Origin of the sequence: Pseudomonas sp. SWRI68, from assembly GCF_014269165.1 — a bacterium.
Classification (GTDB): Bacteria; Pseudomonadota; Gammaproteobacteria; order Pseudomonadales; family Pseudomonadaceae; genus Aquipseudomonas; species Aquipseudomonas capeferrum.
Map to the genome: position 1 here is coordinate 363,569 of NZ_JABWRU010000003.1, position 19,466 is coordinate 383,034.

Sequence of the window (19,466 nt, forward strand, 5' to 3'; positions counted from 1 at the left end):
GCGCAGGGTTCAGGCGGCGTTGCTGCGTGCGTCGCCCTGAGCCAGGTAATCAGCCAGTGCGCGCTGTTCGCTGTCGCTGGTGAACAGGCCCAGTTTGGTTCTGCGCCAGAGGATATCCTGAGTGCTGACAGCCCATTCGGTTTCGCGCAGGTAATCGACTTCCCGGGTGAACAGGCCACCACCAATCGCCTGGCCCAGATCGTCCGGGCCGTTCACACCTTCCAGCAACTGCCAGGTGCGGCTGCCGTAGGTCACTGCCCAGCGCTTGGCGATATCCGGCGCGAGCCATTGGTGCTGCGTGAGCAGGTCGTCGACCAGGGCCTGAGGCGTGCTCATGCCTTCACCACCGGGCAGGGCAGAGTGGGCTGTCCAGCTCTGGCTCATCTGGCTGAAAAACGGCTTGAGTTCTGCCATGGCCGACTCGGCCAGCTTGCGGTACGTGGTCAGTTTGCCGCCAAACACCGACAGCAAAGGCGCCTCGCCTTGAGCGGCGGAAAGCGCGAGGGTGTAATCACGGGTGACGGCGGACGGGTTATCCGATTCGTCGTTGCACAGCGGGCGCACGCCGGAGTAGGTGTGCAGGATATCGCTGCGGCTCAGTTGATGATTGAAGTGCGCGTTGACCACCTTCAGCAGGTAGTCGGTTTCCTGCTCGGTGATCGCCACCTTGGCCGGGTCGCCGCTGTACTCGCGGTCGGTGGTGCCGATCAAGGTGAAACGGTCCAGATAGGGGATGCAGAAGACGATACGTTGGTCTTCGTTCTGCAGGATGTAGGCGTGATCCCCTTCGTACAGGCGCGGCACGATCAGGTGGCTGCCCTGGATCAGGCGAATGCCGTACGGCGCATCGAGCTTGAGGTCATCCTTGATGAAGCTGGCGACCCAAGGGCCGGCGGCGTTGACCAATGCCCGGGCGCGAATGCTGTGCACGCTGCCATCGGCTTGCTGCAACTCCACGTGCCACAGGCCGTCGACGCGTTCGGCGCGCAGGCAACGGGTACGGGTATGGATGTGTGCACCGTTTTCGCGTGCGGCCATGGCGTTGAGCACCACCAGGCGTGCGTCGTCAACGGCGCAGTCGGCGTATTCGAAGCCACGGGTGATCGCCGGCTTGAGCGGGTAGCCCGGGCCGAAGCGCAGGCTGCGCGAGGCGCCCAGGCGCTTGCGCTTGCCCAGGTGATCGTAGAGGAACAGGCCGGCACGGATCATCCAGGCCGGGCGCAAGTGCGGGCGGTGTGGCAACACGAAGCGCATGGGCTTGACGATATGCGGCGCCTTGGCCAGCAGCACTTCACGCTCGGCCAGTGCTTCGCGGACCAGCCGGAACTCGTAGTGCTCCAGGTAACGAAGGCCGCCATGGATCAGCTTGCTGCTGGCGGAGGAGGTGTGCTGGGCCAGGTCGTCCTTTTCGCAGAGGAAGACCTTGAGGCCACGCCCGGCGGCGTCGGCAGCGATGCCCACGCCATTGATGCCACCGCCGATCACGGCGAGGTCATAGCAGTCGGCGAGGGGGGGCTGGGACGAAACGGGCTGGGACACGGGCAAGGCCTCCTGGGGCTGTTCACATCGAATATGAACATTGATGTTCGTTTCCGAAAATACTAGCGCAATGGAAAGGCAGTATCCAGTCGTGGGTTATAGAAAAAACTGATTGAATGAGAAGAAAATGAACAAAATCGAAAATTGCGGGGTTTGCGGGGTGTTCTGGAAGGGTGTGGGGTTGCAAGTGCTTGTCACAACATCTTTGGCGCCTGTGAGATCGAGCGCCGCCCGCGCGGCGCTCGATTTTGACGCCCCTGCAACACTCAAGGCAGGCGACTTTCAGCCCTCACTCTATTCCCAGCGAGGCCTTCGAAGTCTCAGGGCTCAAACCACCTCAAGGCGAATCTTGTACTGATTGAGCAACTGATTCAGGGCCGCCGTGGGCGTCTGGTCGGTCACCAGGCAATCGACCAGGTTGATCGACCCCAGGCGAACCATGGCATTGCGCCCGAACTTGCTGGAGTCGGCAGCCAGAATAACCTGCCGGGCATTGGCAATGATTGCCTGGGAAACCCGAACTTCCTGGTAGTCGAAGTCGAGCAGGCTGCCATCTTCATCGATGCCGCTGATCCCGACCAGGGCGAAGTCGACCTTGAACTGGCTGATGAAATCGACACTGGCCTGGCCCACCACCCCACCATCACGCCGCACCGTGCCACCGGCCACCAACACTTCGAAATCGTCCTTGGCAGCCAGAATCGAGGCCACGTGCAGGTTGTTGGTAATCACCTTCAGGTGGCTATGGTTCAGCAACGCACGGGCAATCGATTCGGTGGTGGTACCGATGTTGATGAACAGCGAAGCATGGTCGGGAATCTGCTGGGCAACGGCATCGGCGATACGCTGCTTTTCATCGCGCATCTGGTCGGCACGCATGGCGTAGGCGGTGTTTTCGATGCTCGAATCGTAGGCGGCGCCACCGTGGTAGCGGCGCAGCAGGTTGAGCTCGGCGAGCTGGTTGATGTCGCGCCGGATGGTTTGCGGGGTGACGACGAACAGCTGTGCCATTTCTTCGATGCTGACGTAGCCGCGTTCGCGTACCAGCTCAAGGATTTGTTGTTGGCGGGGGGGCAGATTCATGGGCGGTCCTTTTGGGCAGCCGGACAAATTCTGCAATGATGCCGTAGGAAGGGGATGACGGCCAGCGGACGTTGGTGTTGGCGTCATCGCAGGCAAGCCCGCGATGACGCCGCACGCTTCAACGCCGATTCAAACCGCGTGGTCTTCCCAGTCGCGGGTACGATCGACCGCCTTCTTCCACCCGGCGTACAGCTTCTCTTTTTGCGCCTCATCCAGTTGTGGGCTGAACTCGCGCTCGATGATCGCCTTGTCGCGCAACTCGTCCAGGCTGCTCCAGAAGCCACAGGCAAGGCCCGCCAGGTAGGCGGCGCCAAGGGCTGTGGTTTCACGCATTTTCGGGCGCTCCACACAGGTGCCGAGGATGTCGGCCTGGAACTGCATAAGGAAGTTGTTGGCTACCGCGCCGCCGTCGACGCGCAGTTCGGACAGGCGTTGGCCGCAATCCTGTTGCATGGCGTCAAGCACGTCACGGGTCTGGTAGGCGATCGATTCCAATGCAGCACGGATGATATGGTCGACCTTCACCCCACGCGTCAGGCCGAACAGGGCACCACGGGCATAGGGGTCCCAGTAGGGGGCGCCCAGGCCGGTGAAGGCGGGCACCAGGTACACACCGTTGCTGTCCTTCACCTTGCTGGCGAAGTACTCGGTGTCGAGGGCATCGTTGACGATCTTCAGTTCGTCGCGCAGCCACTGCACGGTGGAGCCACCGTTGAACACGGCGCCTTCCAGTGCGTAGGCCACTTCGCCGCGGGGGCCGCAGGCGATGGTGGTGAGCAAGCCGTGGGACGACGTGACGGCCTTGTCGCCGGTGTTCATCAGCAGGAAGCAGCCGGTGCCGTAGGTGTTCTTGGCCTGACCGGGCTCAACGCACATCTGGCCGAACAGCGCGGACTGCTGGTCGCCGGCGATACCGGCGATGGCGATGCCGCTCTTGGTGTGGCCGTAGACTTCGGAAGAGGGGCGTACCTGGGGCAGCATCTGGCGTGGAATGCCAAGAATTTCCAGCAGCTTGTCGTCCCATTCCAGGCTGTGGATGTTGAACATCAGCGTACGCGAGGCGTTGGTGTAGTCGGTGACATGCACCTTGCCGCCCGAGAACTTCCAGATCAGCCAGGTATCGATGGTGCCGAACAGCAGTTCGCCGCGTTCGGCGCGTTCACGGGCACCTTCGACATTGTCGAGGATCCACTTCAGTTTGGTGCCGGAGAAGTAGGGGTCGGTGACCAGGCCCGTGGTCTCGCGGATGTAGTCTTCGTGGCCATCACGCTTGAGCTGCGCGCAGATTTCGGTACTGCGGCGGCACTGCCAGACAATGGCGTTGTAAACCGGGCGGCCGGTTTCCTTGTCCCACACCACCGTGGTTTCGCGCTGGTTGGTGATGCCGAGTGCAGCGACCTGGGCGTGGCTGATGCCGGCCTGAGCCAGGGCTTCGACCATGGTGGCGCTCTGGGTGGCGAAGATCTCCATCGGGTCGTGTTCGACCCAGCCAGCCTGCGGGTAGTGCTGGACGAATTCGCGCTGGGAGGTGCCGACCACATTGGCGTCGCGGTCGAAAATGATCGCTCGCGAGCTGGTGGTGCCCTGGTCCAGGGCGATGATGTAGTGCTTATCCAGGGTGTCTGTCATGGTCGTTGGCCTTGCAAAATGAGGAAGTCAGGGCTTGGGCGTGAGGCCGCATCAGTTGACTTGAGTATCGCCCTGGCGATTGTCGTTTGTCTCAGGGTTCGCGGTGGGCGCCACCGGCAGGTTGCGGGCGATCATGCCGCGATACGCGGCAGCGCCCAGGCATGCGCCGAGGATCGGTGCGAACACCGGAACCAGGAAATAGGGAATATCTCGTCCGCCAGTGAAGGCGATTTCGCCCCAACCGGCCAGGAATGTCATCAGTTTTGGTCCGAAATCGCGGGCTGGGTTCATCGCGAAGCCGGTCAGCGGCCCCATGGCGCTGCCGATCACGGCAATCAGCAGGCCGATCAGCAGCGGCGCGACGGCGCCACGTGGCAGGCCATTGTTGTCGTCGGTCAGGGCCATGATCACGGCCATGAGGATGGCCGTGATGACGACTTCCACCAGGAATGCCTGGCCGGTCGAAAGTGAGGGGTGCGGGTAGGTAGAGAACACCGAGGCCAGTTCGAGGCTTTCGGTACTGCCTCGCAACATGGCATGGGCTTGTTCGAAATCGAAGAACAGATTGCTGTACAAGGTGTAGACCAGCGCTGCGCCGCAGAAGGCGCCACAGACCTGGGCGAGCATGTAGAACGGCAGCTTGCGCTTGTCGAAACCGGCGAACAGGGTGAGGGCGATGCTCACGGCCGGGTTCAGGTGCGCACCTGAAACGCCCGCAGTGAAGTAGATAGCCATGCTGACGCCGACGCCCCAGATGATGCTGATTTCCCACAGGCCGAAGCTGGCACCCGCGACTTTGAGCGCGGCCACGCAGCCGGTGCCGAAGAAGATCAGCAGCGCAGTGCCGAGAAACTCGGCCAGGCACTGGCTGGACAGAGTGGGTTCGCGTAGAGCAGTCGTCATGTATGACCTCGTTTTTTTTGTTGTGAGGCGCGTGGCGCTCGACAGCAAAGCCCGGTGTCGATCCCCATTGACCCCAGGCAGAAGTTGGAAATGCACCTTAAAAGTGCACCATTTATTCAGAAACGAAAAAATATAGACAAGAAACGCTTATGTCAAAGGTCGAAAGTGAACGGTCAGTCACGATCTGGACGTTGTTAGGGCGCGCGAAACCGCACGCTAGAGAGGCGCGTAAGCTGTGTATTGGCTGTGATGTGGGATATGTCCTAAAGTAGCCGCCGACTTGTACTCGACCGGAGCTGCGCATGACCCCCGCCCTAGACGTGTTGAAAAAAGCCCGCGCTGAACATCGCGTGCACAGTTATGAGCACGATCCGAAGTCGGCGTCGTATGGGTTGGAGGCAGCGGAAAAGCTCGGGCTAGAGCCGCAGCAGGTGTTCAAGACCTTGTTGGCGAGCAGTGAGAAAGGCGAATTGCTGGTGGCCGTGGTACCGGTGGTGGGCACCCTGGACCTCAAGGCACTGGCCCATGCGGCCGGTGTGAAGAAGTGCGAGATGGCCGACCCGGCGGCGGCTCAGCGCGCCACGGGATACTTGGTGGGCGGTATCAGCCCGTTGGGCCAGAAGAAGCGCCTGCGCACTTTTATCGACGAGTCGGCGCAACACTTTGCAACTATCCATGTCAGCGCCGGGCGGCGCGGGCTGGAGGTGGAGTTGGCGGCTGCGGTGCTGGCTGAACATACTCAGGGCACGTTTGCCGGTATCGGCCGGGGCTGAAATGGCTGGGGCCGCCGCGCAGCAGCCCCGGCAATCGTGAATCAGGTCGCCGAACTGTACCGACGAACGCCGTTCTCCTGCCGCGGCAACTGCGCCGCGACACTGCCCGGCACCGGGAACAGCACCAGGTGATCGGCGGCCACGGCAATCCCGACTTCCTCACCGACCTGATGATCGACATGGCTGGGGAAGATCGCCTCCAGCTGGCTACCGGTAACCAGTTGCAGGCGATACAGCGTCGACGCCCCCAGGAAGCTCTTGCCTACGATGCTCGCCCGCAGCGGGCTGTCTGGCGCATGCACGATGTCGTCAGGGCGCAGCAGCACATCCACCGAACTCCCCGGCGCCATGATGTACGCACGGTTGCCGCGCAGCTCACCGAGTTCGGTATTGACCGCCTCATGGCTGCTCATCTGGCCACGGATGAAATAGCCCTGGCCGATGAAGCTGGCCACGAACGGCGTCTGCGGCTCGTGGTAGAGGTTGTAAGGGGTGTCCCACTGCTCCAGGCGACCTTCCTTGAACACGCCCACGTGATCGCTGACGGCAAACGCCTCTTCCTGGTCGTGGGTCACCAGAATGGCGCTGGTGCCACGGCTCTTGAGGATGTCGCGCACTTCATGGCTCAAGCGCCGGCGCAGTTCCACGTCGAGGTTGGAGAACGGCTCGTCGAGCAGCAGCAACTGAGGCTCCGGGGCCAGCGCGCGGGCCAGCGCGACCCGCTGCTGTTGCCCACCGGACAGCTCATGCGGATAGCGGCCGCCCAGCCCACCGAGCTTGACCAGCTCGAGCATCTCTTCGACGACCTGCGCCTGGCGCGGGTGCTTGGCAATGCCGAAGGCGATGTTCTGGGCCACGGTCAGGTGCGGGAACAGGGCGTAGTCCTGGAACACCATGCCGATGCGGCGCTTTTCTGGAGCCAGGGTGAAGCCTGGCCGGGAGATGACCTCGCCCGCCAGCTGGATCTCGCCTTCATGGATAGGTTCGAAACCGGCGATGGCGCGCAGGGTGGTGGTCTTGCCGCAACCGGATGAACCCAGCAGGCAACCAATGTCGCCTGCGTTCAGGTGCAGGTTGAGGTTCTGGACGATGCGCTGGTCGCCATAGCCGCAGGCGAGGTTGCGCAGGTTGAGCAGTAGGGGTTGACTCATGCGTGGTGGTAAGCCGGTTCTACAAGGAATTCGAGAAGGGCCTTCTGTGCATGCAGGCGGTTTTCAGCCTGGTCCCAGGCGACCGAACGAGGGTCGTCGAGCAGGTCATGGCTGATTTCCTCGCCACGGTGGGCCGGCAGGCAGTGCATGAACAGGGCGTCGGGTGCCGCCAGGTCGAGCAGTTCGCGGGTGACCTGGTAAGGCGCGAAGTGCGCCAGGCGCCGTGCAGTTTCCTCCTCCTGGCCCATGGAAGTCCAGACATCGGTGGTCACCAGGTGCGCGCCACGCACGGCTTCCTTGGGGTCGCGGATGATTTGCACGCGATCACCGCCTAATGCCATGAAGCGTGGATCCGGCTCGTAACCTTCCGGGCAGGCGATGCGCAGCTGGAAATCGAACTGACGGGCGGCTTCGATATAGGAGTTGCACATGTTGAAGCCATCACCGATCCACGCCACGGTCTTGCCCTGGATCGAGCCGCGGTGTTCGAGGAACGTCTGCATGTCGGCCAGCAGCTGGCACGGGTGCGACTCGTCGGACAGGGCATTGATCACCGGCACGCTCGACTTCGCCGCGAACTCGGTGAGGGTGCTGTGGGCGTGGGTACGGATCATCACCACGTCGAGCATGCTCGACAGGACGATAGCGCTGTCACCGATCGGTTCGCCACGGCCCAGCTGGGTATCGCGTGGCGACAGGAAGATGGCCTGGCCGCCCAGCTGGATCATACCGGCCTCGAACGACACGCGGGTACGGGTCGATGACTTTTCGAAGATCATCCCCAGCACACGGCTTTTGAGGGGCTCGAACAGCACGCTTCGCTTGCGCAAGTCCTTCAGCTCGATGCCGCGGCGGATCACCCCGAGCAATTCGTCGGTGGTGAAGTCCAGCAGGGAGAGAAAGTGCCTAGCGCTCATGATTGACTACCTTATCTGCAACGGTATGCAGGTCGACCGTATGGTTTTTTTTGACAACGGGAGTGACCTGCGGCGTAAGCCGCACGGGGCGGACGAAATAGGGAAAGGCGCAATACTATAATTAAATGTCGCCTGAAACCAAGAGGGGGAACAGCGGCTCTGTTGCAAAGGGTGTCGTTACCCATTGAGCGTGCGCTGTTTTTTATTTGCTACAGAGGTTGTACACGGCTTGCCCGCGATTTGGCAAATGCGTGTCGCGAATCGTTTGCCTGATGTCGGGCAATTCATGGCACGAAGCGCGCTGGCGAGGGCGTTCGGCTGGGCGCATAGTCGCCCTCAGACCCATCATCAGGCAGAGGCGGCCATGACCAAGACCCTGCATCACCGTGCCTGTCACCTGTGCGAAGCGATCTGCGGGCTGAACATCGAAGTCAGCCATGAGGACGACGGGCAGGCGCTGATCACCTCGATCAAAGGCGACCCGGACGACCCGTTCAGCCGCGGCCACATCTGCCCCAAGGCAGTGGCCCTGCAAGATATCCAGAACGATCCCGACCGCCTGCGTCAGCCCCACCGTCGGATTGGCGAGCGCTGGCAGGCGATCAGCTGGGACGAGGCTTTCGCCCTGGCGGCCGACAAGCTCTGGAGCATCCAGCAGGCGCATGGTCGCAACGCGGTGGCGGTGTATCAAGGCAACCCGAGCGTGCACAACTATGGGCTGATGACCCACAGCAACTATTTCCTCGGTTTGTTGAAGACCCGCAATCGGTTTTCAGCCACCTCGGTGGACCAGTTGCCCCAGCACCTGACCAGCCACCTGATGTACGGCCACGGTCTGTTGTTGCCGATACCGGACATCGACCACACCGACTTCATGCTGATTCTGGGCGGCAACCCGCTGGCGTCCAATGGCAGCATCATGACCGTGCCTGATGTGGAAAAGCGCCTGAAGGCGCTGCGTATGCGGGGCGGGCAGTTGGTGGTGGTGGACCCACGGCGCAGCGAAACAGCGGCCATGGCCGACCGGCACCTGTTCATTCTTCCCGGCGGCGATGCTGCATTGCTCAGTGGCCTGCTCAATACCTTGTTCGACGAAGGCCTGACCCGTGGATCACACTTGCCGATCAATGGCCTGGATCAGGTGCGCAGTGCACTCGCCCTGTTCACCGCCGACGCCATGAGCCCGTTGTGCGGCATCGCTGCCGCCGATATCCGTCAGCTGGCGCGTGATTTTGCGGCAGCCGACAAGGCGGTCTGCTATGGCCGCATGGGCGTCTCGACCCAGGCCTTCGGCACCCTGTGCCATTGGCTGGTGCAATTGATCAACCTGGTAACCGGCAACCTGGATCGGGTTGGTGGCGCCTTGTGTACCGAGCCTGCGGTGGACCTGGTGGCGAGTACCTCGGGCGGGCACTTCAATGCCTGGCAAAGCCGGGTTTCGGGGCTGCCGGAGTACGCTGGCGAGCTGCCGGTCGCCGCCTTGGCCGAAGAAATCCTCACGCCCGGTGACGGGCAGGTGCGGGCCTTGGTGACGGTGGCGGGCAACCCTGTGCTGTCCACGCCCAACGGTCGGCAACTGGACGGGGCGCTGGCGGGGCTCGAGTTCATGCTCAGCATCGACCTGTACATCAATGAAAGCACGCGCCATGCCGACCTGATCCTGCCGTCCACGTCGGCACTGGAGAACGATCACTACGACAGCACCTTCAACCTGCTGGCGGTGCGCAATGTGACCCGTTTCAACCGCGCGATCCTGGCCAAGCCCGAAGGCGCGCTGCATGACTGGGAGATCTTTGTCGGCCTGGCCAAGGCCTTGGCCGAACGGGCCGCCCTTGAACTCAAGCCAACCCTGGCGCCGGCGCAGATGATCGATTGGGCCTTGCGCAAAGGGCGCTACGGCGACGGCTCGGCCTGGAAGCTCTCGCTGGAAGCACTCGATCGGCACCCCCACGGGCTCGACCTGGGCCCGCTAGGCGCCAATCTGCAGGCCCGCCTGAACACTGCCAGCCAGGCCATCGAGGCGGCACCGCAGGTGTTGCTGGATGACTTGGCCAGGCTTGCGCGGCAGGCGCCAATGGCTGCTGGCGCGCTCTTGCTGATCGGCCGCCGCCACGTGCGCAGCAACAACTCGTGGATGCACAACTTCCACCGGCTGGTCAAAGGCAAGCCGCGTCATCAGCTGTTGATGCACCCTGATGATTTGCAGCAGCGGCAGTTGCACGATGGCCAGCGCGTGCGCATACGCTCACGTACCGGCACCCTCGAAGTCGAGGTGCAGGCGTGCACGGACATGATGCCAGGCGTGGTCAGCCTGCCGCACGGCTATGGCCATGGGCGCCAGGGCGTGCAATTGCGGATAGCCCACGGGCAGCCCGGGGTCAGTGCCAACGACCTGACCGATGAGCGCTTGCGCGATCAGGTGTCGGGCAATGCCGCCCTCAATGGCGTGCCTGTGCACGTGGAGGCCGCCTGAGCAATGGCAAGGCCGCGCACAGCGCTCGGCTTTCCGATACAATGCGTCACCGTGCCGACCATCGAGTCGGAAAGTTCAGACGAGGTGTTCCATGGATATCATCGAAACGATCAAAGAGCAGATTGCCAACAACACCATTCTGCTTTACATGAAAGGCTCGCCGAATGCCCCGCAGTGCGGGTTCTCGGCCAAGGCATCGCAAGCTGTGATGGGTTGTGGCGAGAAGTTCGCCTACGTTGACATCCTGCAGAACCCGGAAATCCGCGCCAACCTGCCCAAGTACGCCAACTGGCCAACCTTCCCGCAGCTGTGGGTAGCGGGCGAGCTGGTCGGCGGTAGCGACATCATGCTCGAAATGTTCGAGAAGGGTGAGCTGCAGGCCCTGATCAAGGACGCTGCTGCCAAGGCAAAGGCTGCTGAAGCCTGATCTTCGCGCAGACATAAAAAAACCCGCTCATGGCGGGTTTTTTTATGGGCGGGATTTTACTCTTCGCCCATCTGCGATTGCAGGTAGTTCTCGATGCTGATCTTGTCGATCAGGCTCAGCTGGGTTTCCAGCCAGTCGATGTGCTCTTCCTCGGACTCGAGGATGTCTTCGAGCATGTCACGCGAGCCGAAGTCGCCGACGGTTTCGCAGTGAGCGATGGCGGCTTTCAGGTCGATCAGGCCTTTCTGCTCGATCTTCAGGTCGCACTCGAGCATTTCTTTGGTGTGCTCGCCGATCAGCAGCTTGCCCAGGTCCTGCACGTTGGGGATGCCTTCGAGGAAGAGAATACGCTTGATCAGTTTGTCAGCGTGCTTCATCTCATCGATGGATTCCTTGTACTCGTGCTTGCCGAGTTTGTTCAGGCCCCAATCTTCGTACATGCGTGCGTGCAGGAAGTACTGGTTGATCGCGACCAGCTCGTTTCCGAGGATCTTGTTGAGATGCTGGATGACGCTTACGTCGCCTTTCATGACGGGTTCCTGCCCTGTAGAAGTGTGCCAATACAGGGAAGTTTGAGCCCGATACTTAGGGCTGTCAAACCTAAGTTATTGAATAATAAGTGAAAATGAATAGGAATAAGAATGTTTGTGAAGCGCGTTGGAGTGCTAAGTTATTGAATTTCGGGCATAAAAAAACCGGACACAAGGTCCGGTTCTTCAAAATGAGTGGTTTCAGGCAGCGGTAAATTCTACCGGATAGGGCAGGGCGGCCTGGCTGACCTGAAGCTCGGTCAGGGTCTCGCGGACCACTTGCTTGGCAAGGCAGGCGCATTTGCCACATTGGCTGGCGACATTGGTCGCGGCTCGAACTTCCTTGTAGCTGCAGCATCCTTCAAAGATCGCATCGCGGATCTGTCCGTCGGTCACGCCGACACAAAGACACACATACATAAAGTCGGACCATCGCTGGTTGAGTCGATGGATTGGAGCTTAATCGTAATGAGAATGCTTGTCAAAAGACTTTCTGTGAGGGCGGTGCTTGAGCGACCGGTGGTTGGATTCGGTCTGTCATGAGAAGCCGTGTATGATGGTCGGCCTTTGTTGGATGTCGGGCAAGCCCGTCTGGCCCGGCAAACGGTTTTTCACCCTCATCAGGAGATAACAATGAGCGTACTCGTTGGTAAACAAGCCCCCGATTTCACCGTTCCAGCTGTGCTGGGCAACGGCGAAATCGTCGACAGCTTCAACCTGGCCTCGGCCATCAAGGGCAAGTACGGCCTGGTGTTCTTCTACCCGCTGGACTTCACCTTCGTCTGCCCGTCCGAGCTGATTGCCCTGGACAACCGCATCCCTGACTTCCAGGCCCGCAACGTGGAAGTGATCGGCGTTTCGATCGACTCGCACTTCACCCACAACGCCTGGCGTAACACCCCGGTCAACAACGGCGGTATCGGCCAGGTCAAGTACACCTTGGCTGCCGACATCACCCATGAAATCTGCAAGGCCTACGACGTTGAGTCCGAAGGCGGCGTGGCCTTCCGTGGCGCCTTCCTGATCGACACCAACGGTGTGGTCCGTTCGCAGATCGTCAACGACCTGCCACTGGGCCGTAACATGGACGAGCTGCTGCGTCTGGTCGATGCCCTGCAGTTCCACGAAGAGCACGGCGAAGTCTGCCCTGCCAACTGGAAAAAAGGCGACAAAGGCATGAACGCTTCGCCAGAAGGCGTTGCTGCTTACCTGAGCGAGAACGCTGGCAAGCTGTAATTGCCGCGCGCATAAAAAAACCGGCCTTCGTGGCCGGTTTTTTTTGCTTCAAGTTTCTAGCTGCAAGCTTCAAGAAAAACCGAGCGTGTGCTGTCTGCCCTTTCTTGCTGCTTGAAGCTTGTGGCTGCTTAGTCGTTGAAATCGCGCCAGCCGCCCATTTCTTTCCAGCGGTTGACGATGCCGCAGAACAGCTCGGCCGTCTTCTCGGTGTCGTAACGCGCCGAATGCGCTTCACGCCCATCAAAGTCGATGTCGGCGCTCTGACAGGCCCGCGCCAGCACGGTCTGGCCATACGCCAGGCCGGCGAGGGTGGCGGTATCGAAGCTGGAAAACGGGTGGAAGGGGTTGCGCTTGAGGTCGTTGCGGTTGACCGCGGCGTTAAGGAAGCCCAAGTCGAAGCTGCTGTTGTGGCCGACCAGGATGGCCCGCTTGCAGCCGTTGGCCTTGAGCGCCTTGCGCACGCCTCGGAAGATATCGGTCAACGCGCTTTCTTCACTCACTGCCATGCGCAGCGGGTGGTCCAGCTTGATGCCGGTGAACTCCAGCGCGGCCGCCTCGATATTGGCCCCTTCGAACGGCTCAACCCGGTGGAAGTAGGTGTGTTCGGGGAACAGGAAGCCTTTCTCGTCCATGCCGATGGTGACGGCGGCGATTTCCAGCAGGGCGTCGGTGGCACTATTGAAGCCGCCGGTCTCGACATCCACCACCACTGGCAAGTAGCCACGGAAGCGCTCTGCCATCGGGTGGCGCGAGCCACCGCCGGCCTGGCTGTCCTGATCGTCTTCGTAGAGGTCTTCGCTCACGCGTTTTCCTCCAGCAGGCGCCAGCGCAGCTTCTCGCCAGCGCGCAGCGGTATCACCGTCTGCTCGCCGAACGGCAGGCTTTCTGGTGCGGTCCACTCTTCACGGACCAGGGTGATGGTGTCGGTGTTCGCCGGCAGGCCATAGAAGGCCGGGCCGTGCAGGCTGGCAAAGCCTTCCAGCTTGTCCAGCGCATTGCGCTGCTCGAACGCTTCGGCGTACATCTCGATGGCCGCATAAGCGGTGTAGCAACCGGCGCAACCGCAGGCGGCTTCCTTGGCGTGACGGGCGTGAGGGGCCGAGTCAGTGCCGAGGAAGAATTTCGGGTTGCCACTGGTGGCCGCGTCCAGCAGCGCCACCTGGTGGGTGTTGCGCTTGAGGATCGGCAGGCAGTAGAAGTGCGGGCGGATGCCGCCCACCAGCATGTGGTTGCGGTTGTACAACAGGTGCTGGGCGGTAATGGTCGCGCCGACGTTGGCCGGCGCTTCGCTGACGAACTGCGCGGCATCGCTGGTGGTGATGTGCTCGAACACCACCTTGAGCGTCGGGAAGCGTTCGACCACGCGACGCATGTGTTCGTCGATGAAGCGCTTTTCGCGATCGAAGACATCGATCTCGCTACGCGTCACTTCACCGTGCACCAACAGTGGCATGCCGACTTCGGCCAGCGCTTCGATGGCGGGGAAGATGTTGTCGATGCTGGTCACGCCTGAATCGGAGTTTGTCGTGGCGCCGGCCGGGTACAGCTTGGCGGCATACACGATACCGCTGGCCTTGGCCGCGCGGATGTCCTCGGGGCTGGTGCGGTCGGTGAGGTAAAGCACCATCAGCGGTTCGAAGCGGCTGCCGGCCGGACGCGCACTGAGGATGCGCTCACGGTAGGCACCGGCTTCGACGGCATTGCGCACCGGCGGTACGAGGTTGGGCATGATGATGGCACGGGCGAAGGTACGCGCCACATCACCAACGGTATGGGGCAGGACGGCACCATCGCGCAGATGGATGTGCCAGTCGTCGGGACGCAGGAGGGTCAGGCGATCGGACATTGGGGATTCCAGGCGGGTCGAACTCAAGGCCCAATGCTACCGGAAAACCCTGGCCCGAGCACGGCTATCAAGTTTTTCGGGCAGCGTCCGATACCCTGCAGGTAAGCCGTCAGAATTTGTGGAGCCGCCCGTGCGCCAGCGTTACCTAGCCATGTTCACCCTGTTCGCCAGCCTGCCGGCCGGTGCACTGACTTTCCAGACGCGCATGGAGAACATTGCCTGGCAAGTCGAGGGCGACCAGTTCGAGTGCCGTCTGATCCAGCCGATCGACGGTTTCGGCAGTGGCGAATTCGTGCGCCGGGCAGGTGAGCAGCCGGTGTTCCAACTGCGCTCGCACAGCAATGTGCTGGGGGCCGGGCCAGCCACATTGCTGGCAGCGGCGGCGCCCTGGCAGCCTGGGCGCGGTGACATCAACCTGGGCAGCGTGCGCATGGCGCGCACGGGCGTGCTGTTCAGCTCGTCCCAGGGTCAGGCCAGCCGCCTGATCAATGGTCTGCTCGATGGGCGCAGCACGGTGGTACGCAACTACACCGGCGAAGCGGGCCGGGCCATGGAAGTGCGGGTGTTGCCGGTCAGTTTCGCCAAGGCCTATGGCGACTACCAGGTGTGTGCCAGCAAGTTGCTGGCGATGAACTATGACCAGGTTCGCCAGACTCAGGTGGGTTTCCCTGGCGGTGGCATCGAACTTGACGATTCGGCCAAGGCACGGCTGGATGTGGTTCTTGACTATATCAAGGCCGACCCGACGGTTAATCACATTGAGCTCAACGGCCATTCCGACAACAGCGGCAACCGCCTGACCAACCGTGATTTGTCCCGGCGCAGGGCGATGACGGTGGCGGACTATTTCAAAGCCCATGGCGTGCCGGAGGCGCAGATCACCGTGCGCTTCCACGGCGAGCGGTATCCGCTGGCGAAGAACAACAGTGCTGCCAACCGGGCGCGCAATCGACGGGTGAATATCGAACTGGATCGGGTTGCAGTCGCTGAGACAGCCGTCGAGAAGCAGGTGGAAAAACCTGTACAGCTGCCTGCTGCTGCCAGTCCGCCTATTGCCGCGCCGGCGTCCCCCGCACCGGGTGCGAAAGTGCCCTGAAAGTGAGATGGGCGGCGCGCCCCCTCACAGCCGTCCCATAGCGCCCGACAGACGTCGCGCCATCGACAATTACTGTCGCTTTGTCGTCAGAAGCTGTCGCCCCACTGTAAATTTTTCCATAACGCCGTTAGAATCGACCCCTTTCCGTACAACCCCGTGGAGTGATGGCATGGCGGACGTAAATAAGGTCGTACTGGCGTATTCCGGCGGCCTTGATACTTCGGTGATTCTCAAGTGGCTGCAGGATACCTACAACTGCGAAGTGGTGACCTTCACCGCTGACCTGGGTCAGGGCGAAGAGGTCGAGCCGGCCCGTGCCAAGGCACAGGCAATGGGTGTGAAAGAGATCTACATCGACGACCTGCGCGAAGAATTCGTGCGTGACTTCGTGTTCCCGATGTTCCGCGCCAACACCGTCTACGAAGGCGAGTACCTGCTGGGTACCTCCATCGCCCGTCCGCTGATCGCCAAGCGCCTGATCGAAATCGCCAACGAAACCGGTGCTGACGCCATTTCCCATGGTGCAACCGGTAAAGGCAATGACCAGGTTCGTTTCGAGCTGGGTGCCTATGCGCTCAAGCCGGGCGTCAAGGTCATCGCCCCTTGGCGTGAGTGGGACCTGCTGTCCCGCGAGAAGCTGATGGACTACGCCGAGAAGCATGGCATCCCGATCGAGCGTCACGGCAAGAAGAAGTCGCCGTACTCGATGGACGCCAACCTGCTGCACATCTCCTACGAAGGCGGTGTCCTGGAAGATACCTGGACCGAGCACGAGGAAGACATGTGGCGCTGGAGCGTCTCTCCGGAGAACGCCCCGGACCAGGCTACTTATATCGAGCTGACTTACCTCAACGGTGACATCGTCGCCATCGATGGTGTCGAGAAGTCCCCGGCCACCGTTCTGGCCGACCTGAACCGTATCGGTGGTGCCAACGGCATCGGCCGTCTGGACATCGTCGAGAACCGTTACGTCGGCATGAAGTCTCGTGGCTGCTACGAAACCCCTGGCGGCACCATCATGCTGCGCGCCCACCGTGCGATCGAGTCGATCACCCTGGACCGTGAAGTCGCTCACCTGAAAGATGAGCTGATGCCGAAGTATGCCAGCCTGATCTACACCGGTTACTGGTGGAGCCCGGAGCGTGTGATGCTGCAGCAGATGATCGACGCGTCGCAGGTCAACGTGAATGGCGTGGTACGCCTGAAGCTGTACAAAGGCAATGTCACCGTGGTTGGCCGCAAGTCGGACGACTCGCTGTTCGATGCCAACATTGCGACCTTCGAGGAAGATGGCGGCGCCTACAACCAGGCGGACGCTGCCGGCTTCATCAAGCTCAATGCGCTGCGTATGCGCATTGCCGCCAACAAGGGCCGTTCGTTGCTCTGAGTACTGGCACGCATCGCACGAACCCCGGCTCAGGCCGGGGTTTTTTTTGTGTCGACATCCAGCGGGTCGTCATCCCCTGAGATTGGCGGCATCTTGCTCGAGGGTGCAGACCGACAGCCTTGCGCATTGGTTTTTCTCGAGATTACAGAAGCGCCAGCGGTGCGCGGGTTCAGGCGATTGCGCGAGGGCAAGGCGGACTTGCTGTTCCATCATGGGCTGGGCATCTGGGCCGGAGAAGATAACGGTAATAGGCTCGGATACTTCCGTGACCGTCGCGGTGGGGCTGTCGCTGGTTGTTTTGCTTGATACAGGATTATAAAACGACTTGTAATTGAAGTTTAACGTCAAAAAGAACAGCGCTGTAAGGAAAAACGGAAAGCCCACCAGGAACCATGTATAGAGGCTCTGGCTGGATTCGCTGAGGAACGGCAGTGTCGCAAGGGCGGATGCTTCGATAATCCCCGCGAAGATGGCAATGATCGTCAGCGGGGCGACAGGTTGTGCTTCGGGCATGAGGGCTGTCTCCTGCGGTTTTGTTCATCATTACCTTACGCGGGCGCTCAACTAAAGATTGGATTGTTTCCCGGTTGAGAATTGTCTTTGAATACCTGTTAAGCCTGGTTTTTTCAGCGCCTGTGAAGTGGAATAATCTGCACGCGAAGGTTTGTTTTCAGCTGGTCATGTTGATTGGAGCGATGGTAGGTTTTAATTGCGGATCATTAAGTTTCACGGTTGGCTCTGGACATGCTTTTGTAGGAAATTTCTGCAAGTGTTGTAAGTTTTCTCTATTCATGAGTTTCACTGGCAAATCGTTGCACCCTGAAGCGTTCTGTCGGTTATCGTGGCATGCCACAGCAAAAATCAATAATGAATGGATATCGCATGAATAAAGTCCTTATCGTGGATGATCATCCGGTTATACGTCTGGCCGTGCGCATGCTGATGGAGCGGCACGGGTACGACGTCGTTGCGGAAACCGATAACGGCGTGGCCGCCTTGCAACTGACGCGTGAACACCTACCGGATATCGTGGTGCTCGATATCGGTATTCCAAAACTCGATGGCCTTGAAGTCATCGCCCGCATGGCAGCCTTCAGCCCAGGCAGCAAAGTGTTGGTGCTGACCTCGCAGGTGCCTGGTAACTTCTCGATGCGCTGCATGCAGGCGGGGGCGGCGGGGTATGTGTGCAAACAACAGGAGTTGACCGAGCTGCTAAGCGCCATCAAGGCCGTGCTGTCAGGCTACAGCTACTTCCCCAACCAGGCCTTGCATGCGTCACGGGGCAGGGGCAGTGGTGGCAGCGAGACGGATATGGTCAACCGCCTCTCGGCCCGGGAAATGACCGTTTTACAGCAGCTGTCGCGCGGGCGATCCAACAAGGAAATTGCCGACAGCATGTTCCTCAGCAACAAGACCGTCAGCACTTACAAGTCACGCTTGCTGCTCAAGCTGAACGCCAGGTCGTTGGTAGACCTGATCGAACTGGCTCAGCGCCACGGGCTTAACTGACCGCCAGCATGCAAAGCCTCCCTGAGGGAGGCTTTGCAAAAAAAGCTACAGATCGTAGTCGAAATCGGCCAGTTGTTTCTGCAGGCGCCGCTCTTCCAGCAGGTTGTCGATCGTGCGGCGTTTGCTCAGGTTGGTCTTTGCAGTTTCTACCTGGGGCTCCGCTTCATCATCCACGGCAACAAAATCATCTTCGATTGACAGGTCGTCTTTATCGGCACTCATGAGTCGCTCCAAGCCAAGGGGCCATTGGCGGTCCTTATAACCAGAAAGCTGACGCTGGTAAAAAAGATTTTTTCAATCGTGCCGGGTGGTTTTTCGCTATCGGCTCAATCGTCAGACGTCTTCTGCTTGTATTCGCAGAGGTCTTCGATCCGACAGCTCCCGCACCTGGGCTTGCGTGCCTGGCATACGTAGCGCCCATGCAGGATGAGCCAGTGGTGGGCATCGAGCAGGTAGTCCTTGGGGACGAACTTGACCAGCTTCTTCTCGACCTCAAGCACCGTTTTGCCGGGTGCAATGCCGGTGCGATTACTGACCCTGAAAATGTGCGTGTCCACCGCCATGGTCGGCTGCCGGAACGCCGTGTTGAGCACCACGTTGGCAGTCTTGCGCCCAACGCCAGGCAGCGCTTCAAGGGCTTCCCGGGTTTCTGGCACCTGGCTGTCATGGCGCTCGATCAGCAGTCGGCAGGCCTCGATCACGTTCTTGGCTTTGCTGTTATAGAGCCCGATGGTCTTGATGTATGCGCTCAGCCCTTCGACGCCCAGGGCGTAGATCGCTTCTGGCGTATTGGCCACGGGGAACAGGCGAGCGGTGGCCTTGTTCACGCCTACGTCAGTGGATTGCGCTGAAAGCGTGACGGCGACGAGCAGTTCGAACGGTGTGGTATAGGCCAGTTCCGTTTTCGGGTCGGGGTTGTCTTCGTGCAGCCTGCGAAAGATCTCCAGGCGTTTTGCGGCATTCATGG

20 protein-coding genes are annotated in these 19,466 nt (G+C 60.7%); 7 read left to right on the forward strand and 13 right to left on the reverse strand.

Annotated elements, in window-relative coordinates; all coding sequences use genetic code 11:
- Window positions 1-9 precede the first annotated feature (9 nt).
- The 4 genes from glpD to HU770_RS07825 form a co-directional block, all read right to left on the reverse strand.
- On the reverse strand, window positions 10-1,539 hold the full coding sequence (gene glpD / locus HU770_RS07810; protein ID WP_047583643.1) for a glycerol-3-phosphate dehydrogenase: 1,530 nt from the start codon (window positions 1,537-1,539) through the stop codon (window positions 10-12).
- Between the two features lie 327 nt (window positions 1,540-1,866).
- A complete protein-coding gene (gene glpR / locus HU770_RS07815; RefSeq protein ID WP_033702678.1) occupies window positions 1,867-2,622 on the reverse strand; it encodes a DNA-binding transcriptional repressor GlpR in 756 nt (251 codons plus the stop codon).
- Between the two features lie 129 nt (window positions 2,623-2,751).
- Window positions 2,752-4,251 (reverse strand): glycerol kinase GlpK, encoded by a 1,500-nt coding sequence (gene glpK, locus HU770_RS07820; protein ID WP_186663440.1) that lies wholly within the window; start codon window positions 4,249-4,251, stop codon window positions 2,752-2,754.
- A 51-nt stretch (window positions 4,252-4,302) separates the two neighbouring features.
- Window positions 4,303-5,154 carry an MIP/aquaporin family protein gene (locus tag HU770_RS07825; RefSeq protein WP_186663441.1) on the reverse strand — a complete coding sequence of 284 codons (852 nt, stop codon included), beginning with the start codon at window positions 5,152-5,154 and terminating at the stop codon, window positions 4,303-4,305.
- 302 nt (window positions 5,155-5,456) lie between these two features.
- On the opposite strand from HU770_RS07825, the gene ybaK reads away from it, so the two are divergent.
- Window positions 5,457-5,927, forward strand: a complete 471-nt coding sequence (ybaK, locus tag HU770_RS07830; protein WP_033702675.1) for a Cys-tRNA(Pro) deacylase — start codon at window positions 5,457-5,459, stop codon at window positions 5,925-5,927.
- A 41-nt stretch (window positions 5,928-5,968) separates the two neighbouring features.
- On the opposite strand, the gene HU770_RS07835 is transcribed toward ybaK, so the two are convergent.
- Together HU770_RS07835 and argF are read right to left on the reverse strand one after the other, a co-directional pair.
- Window positions 5,969-7,078 carry an ABC transporter ATP-binding protein gene (locus HU770_RS07835; protein WP_033702674.1) on the reverse strand — a complete coding sequence of 370 codons (1,110 nt, stop codon included), beginning with the start codon at window positions 7,076-7,078 and terminating at the stop codon, window positions 5,969-5,971.
- On the reverse strand, window positions 7,075-7,995 hold the full coding sequence (gene argF / locus HU770_RS07840) for an ornithine carbamoyltransferase (protein WP_033702673.1): 921 nt from the start codon (window positions 7,993-7,995) through the stop codon (window positions 7,075-7,077). Before argF ends, HU770_RS07835 begins: the two co-directional genes overlap by 4 nt.
- A gap of 364 nt (window positions 7,996-8,359) precedes the next feature.
- Between argF and HU770_RS07845 the strand changes: the two genes are divergently transcribed.
- Together HU770_RS07845 and grxD are read left to right on the forward strand one after the other, a co-directional pair.
- Window positions 8,360-10,468: a molybdopterin oxidoreductase family protein gene (locus tag HU770_RS07845; RefSeq protein WP_186663442.1), complete on the forward strand. Its 2,109-nt coding sequence runs from the start codon at window positions 8,360-8,362 to the stop codon at window positions 10,466-10,468.
- Window positions 10,469-10,559: 91 nt separating this feature from the next.
- Window positions 10,560-10,895: a Grx4 family monothiol glutaredoxin gene (gene grxD / locus HU770_RS07850; protein ID WP_033702671.1), complete on the forward strand. Its 336-nt coding sequence runs from the start codon at window positions 10,560-10,562 to the stop codon at window positions 10,893-10,895.
- A 56-nt stretch (window positions 10,896-10,951) separates the two neighbouring features.
- Here the strand turns inward: grxD and bfr are convergent, their stop codons facing one another.
- Window positions 10,952-11,425, reverse strand: coding sequence for a bacterioferritin (bfr, locus tag HU770_RS07855; protein WP_186656768.1), 474 nt, complete (start codon window positions 11,423-11,425; stop codon window positions 10,952-10,954).
- Window positions 11,426-11,626: 201 nt separating this feature from the next.
- On the reverse strand, window positions 11,627-11,845 hold the full coding sequence (locus HU770_RS07860) for a bacterioferritin-associated ferredoxin (RefSeq protein ID WP_095064234.1): 219 nt from the start codon (window positions 11,843-11,845) through the stop codon (window positions 11,627-11,629).
- A 213-nt stretch (window positions 11,846-12,058) separates the two neighbouring features.
- Here HU770_RS07860 and HU770_RS07865 point away from each other — a divergent pair, with 213 nt between their 5' ends.
- Entirely contained in the window at window positions 12,059-12,661 is a 603-nt protein-coding gene (locus HU770_RS07865) for a peroxiredoxin C (RefSeq protein WP_033702669.1), read from the forward strand.
- Window positions 12,662-12,789: 128 nt separating this feature from the next.
- Here HU770_RS07865 and rnt read toward each other — a convergent pair whose 3' ends face one another.
- Together rnt and pyrC are read right to left on the reverse strand one after the other, a co-directional pair.
- The gene (gene rnt, locus HU770_RS07870; RefSeq protein ID WP_033702668.1) at window positions 12,790-13,464 is read right to left on the reverse strand and encodes a ribonuclease T; all 675 of its coding nucleotides are present in this window, start codon (window positions 13,462-13,464) and stop codon (window positions 12,790-12,792) included.
- Window positions 13,461-14,507 carry a dihydroorotase gene (pyrC, locus tag HU770_RS07875; RefSeq protein ID WP_186656773.1) on the reverse strand — a complete coding sequence of 349 codons (1,047 nt, stop codon included), beginning with the start codon at window positions 14,505-14,507 and terminating at the stop codon, window positions 13,461-13,463. The genes rnt and pyrC overlap by 4 nt, the downstream gene beginning before the upstream one ends.
- Window positions 14,508-14,637: 130 nt before the next feature.
- Here pyrC and HU770_RS07880 point away from each other — a divergent pair, with 130 nt between their 5' ends.
- Entirely contained in the window at window positions 14,638-15,603 is a 966-nt protein-coding gene (locus HU770_RS07880; protein ID WP_186663443.1) for an OmpA family protein, read from the forward strand.
- A gap of 169 nt (window positions 15,604-15,772) precedes the next feature.
- Window positions 15,773-16,990 (forward strand): argininosuccinate synthase, encoded by a 1,218-nt coding sequence (locus HU770_RS07885; protein ID WP_033702665.1) that lies wholly within the window; start codon window positions 15,773-15,775, stop codon window positions 16,988-16,990.
- A 69-nt stretch (window positions 16,991-17,059) separates the two neighbouring features.
- Here the strand turns inward: HU770_RS07885 and HU770_RS07890 are convergent, their stop codons facing one another.
- On the reverse strand, window positions 17,060-17,503 hold the full coding sequence (locus tag HU770_RS07890; RefSeq protein WP_186656777.1) for a hypothetical protein: 444 nt from the start codon (window positions 17,501-17,503) through the stop codon (window positions 17,060-17,062).
- Between the two features lie 369 nt (window positions 17,504-17,872).
- Between HU770_RS07890 and HU770_RS07895 the strand changes: the two genes are divergently transcribed.
- The gene (locus HU770_RS07895; protein ID WP_033702663.1) at window positions 17,873-18,499 is read left to right on the forward strand and encodes a response regulator transcription factor; all 627 of its coding nucleotides are present in this window, start codon (window positions 17,873-17,875) and stop codon (window positions 18,497-18,499) included.
- Window positions 18,500-18,544: 45 nt separating this feature from the next.
- On the opposite strand, the gene HU770_RS07900 is transcribed toward HU770_RS07895, so the two are convergent.
- Both HU770_RS07900 and nth read right to left on the reverse strand, forming a co-directional pair.
- A complete protein-coding gene (locus HU770_RS07900) occupies window positions 18,545-18,721 on the reverse strand; it encodes a hypothetical protein (protein WP_033702662.1) in 177 nt (58 codons plus the stop codon).
- 104 nt (window positions 18,722-18,825) lie between these two features.
- Complete coding sequence (nth, locus tag HU770_RS07905; RefSeq protein ID WP_033702661.1) at window positions 18,826-19,464, reverse strand: endonuclease III; 639 nt, start codon at window positions 19,462-19,464, stop codon at window positions 18,826-18,828.
- Between the last annotated feature and the right edge of the window lie 2 nt (window positions 19,465-19,466).

Bases quoted from the DNA above. Each gene is read 5' to 3' on its own strand.
- glpK (WP_186663440.1), bottom strand. From the start codon at position 4,251: ATGACAGACACCCTGGATAAGCACTACATCATCGCCCTGGACCAGGGC.
- HU770_RS07900 (WP_033702662.1), bottom strand. From the start codon at position 18,721: ATGAGTGCCGATAAAGACGACCTGTCAATCGAAGATGATTTTGTTGCC.
- bfr (WP_186656768.1), bottom strand. From the start codon at position 11,425: ATGAAAGGCGACGTAAGCGTCATCCAGCATCTCAACAAGATCCTCGGA.
- ybaK (WP_033702675.1), top strand. From the start codon at position 5,457: ATGACCCCCGCCCTAGACGTGTTGAAAAAAGCCCGCGCTGAACATCGC.
- HU770_RS07865 (WP_033702669.1), top strand. From the start codon at position 12,059: ATGAGCGTACTCGTTGGTAAACAAGCCCCCGATTTCACCGTTCCAGCT.
- HU770_RS07860 (WP_095064234.1), bottom strand. From the start codon at position 11,845: ATGTATGTGTGTCTTTGTGTCGGCGTGACCGACGGACAGATCCGCGAT.
- HU770_RS07885 (WP_033702665.1), top strand. From the start codon at position 15,773: ATGGCGGACGTAAATAAGGTCGTACTGGCGTATTCCGGCGGCCTTGAT.
- grxD (WP_033702671.1), top strand. From the start codon at position 10,560: ATGGATATCATCGAAACGATCAAAGAGCAGATTGCCAACAACACCATT.
- glpR (WP_033702678.1), bottom strand. From the start codon at position 2,622: ATGAATCTGCCCCCCCGCCAACAACAAATCCTTGAGCTGGTACGCGAA.
- HU770_RS07845 (WP_186663442.1), top strand. From the start codon at position 8,360: ATGACCAAGACCCTGCATCACCGTGCCTGTCACCTGTGCGAAGCGATC.
- HU770_RS07895 (WP_033702663.1), top strand. From the start codon at position 17,873: ATGAATAAAGTCCTTATCGTGGATGATCATCCGGTTATACGTCTGGCC.
- HU770_RS07890 (WP_186656777.1), bottom strand. From the start codon at position 17,503: ATGCCCGAAGCACAACCTGTCGCCCCGCTGACGATCATTGCCATCTTC.
- argF (WP_033702673.1), bottom strand. From the start codon at position 7,995: ATGAGCGCTAGGCACTTTCTCTCCCTGCTGGACTTCACCACCGACGAA.
- nth (WP_033702661.1), bottom strand. From the start codon at position 19,464: ATGAATGCCGCAAAACGCCTGGAGATCTTTCGCAGGCTGCACGAAGAC.
- pyrC (WP_186656773.1), bottom strand. From the start codon at position 14,507: ATGTCCGATCGCCTGACCCTCCTGCGTCCCGACGACTGGCACATCCAT.
- HU770_RS07835 (WP_033702674.1), bottom strand. From the start codon at position 7,078: ATGAGTCAACCCCTACTGCTCAACCTGCGCAACCTCGCCTGCGGCTAT.
- HU770_RS07825 (WP_186663441.1), bottom strand. From the start codon at position 5,154: ATGACGACTGCTCTACGCGAACCCACTCTGTCCAGCCAGTGCCTGGCC.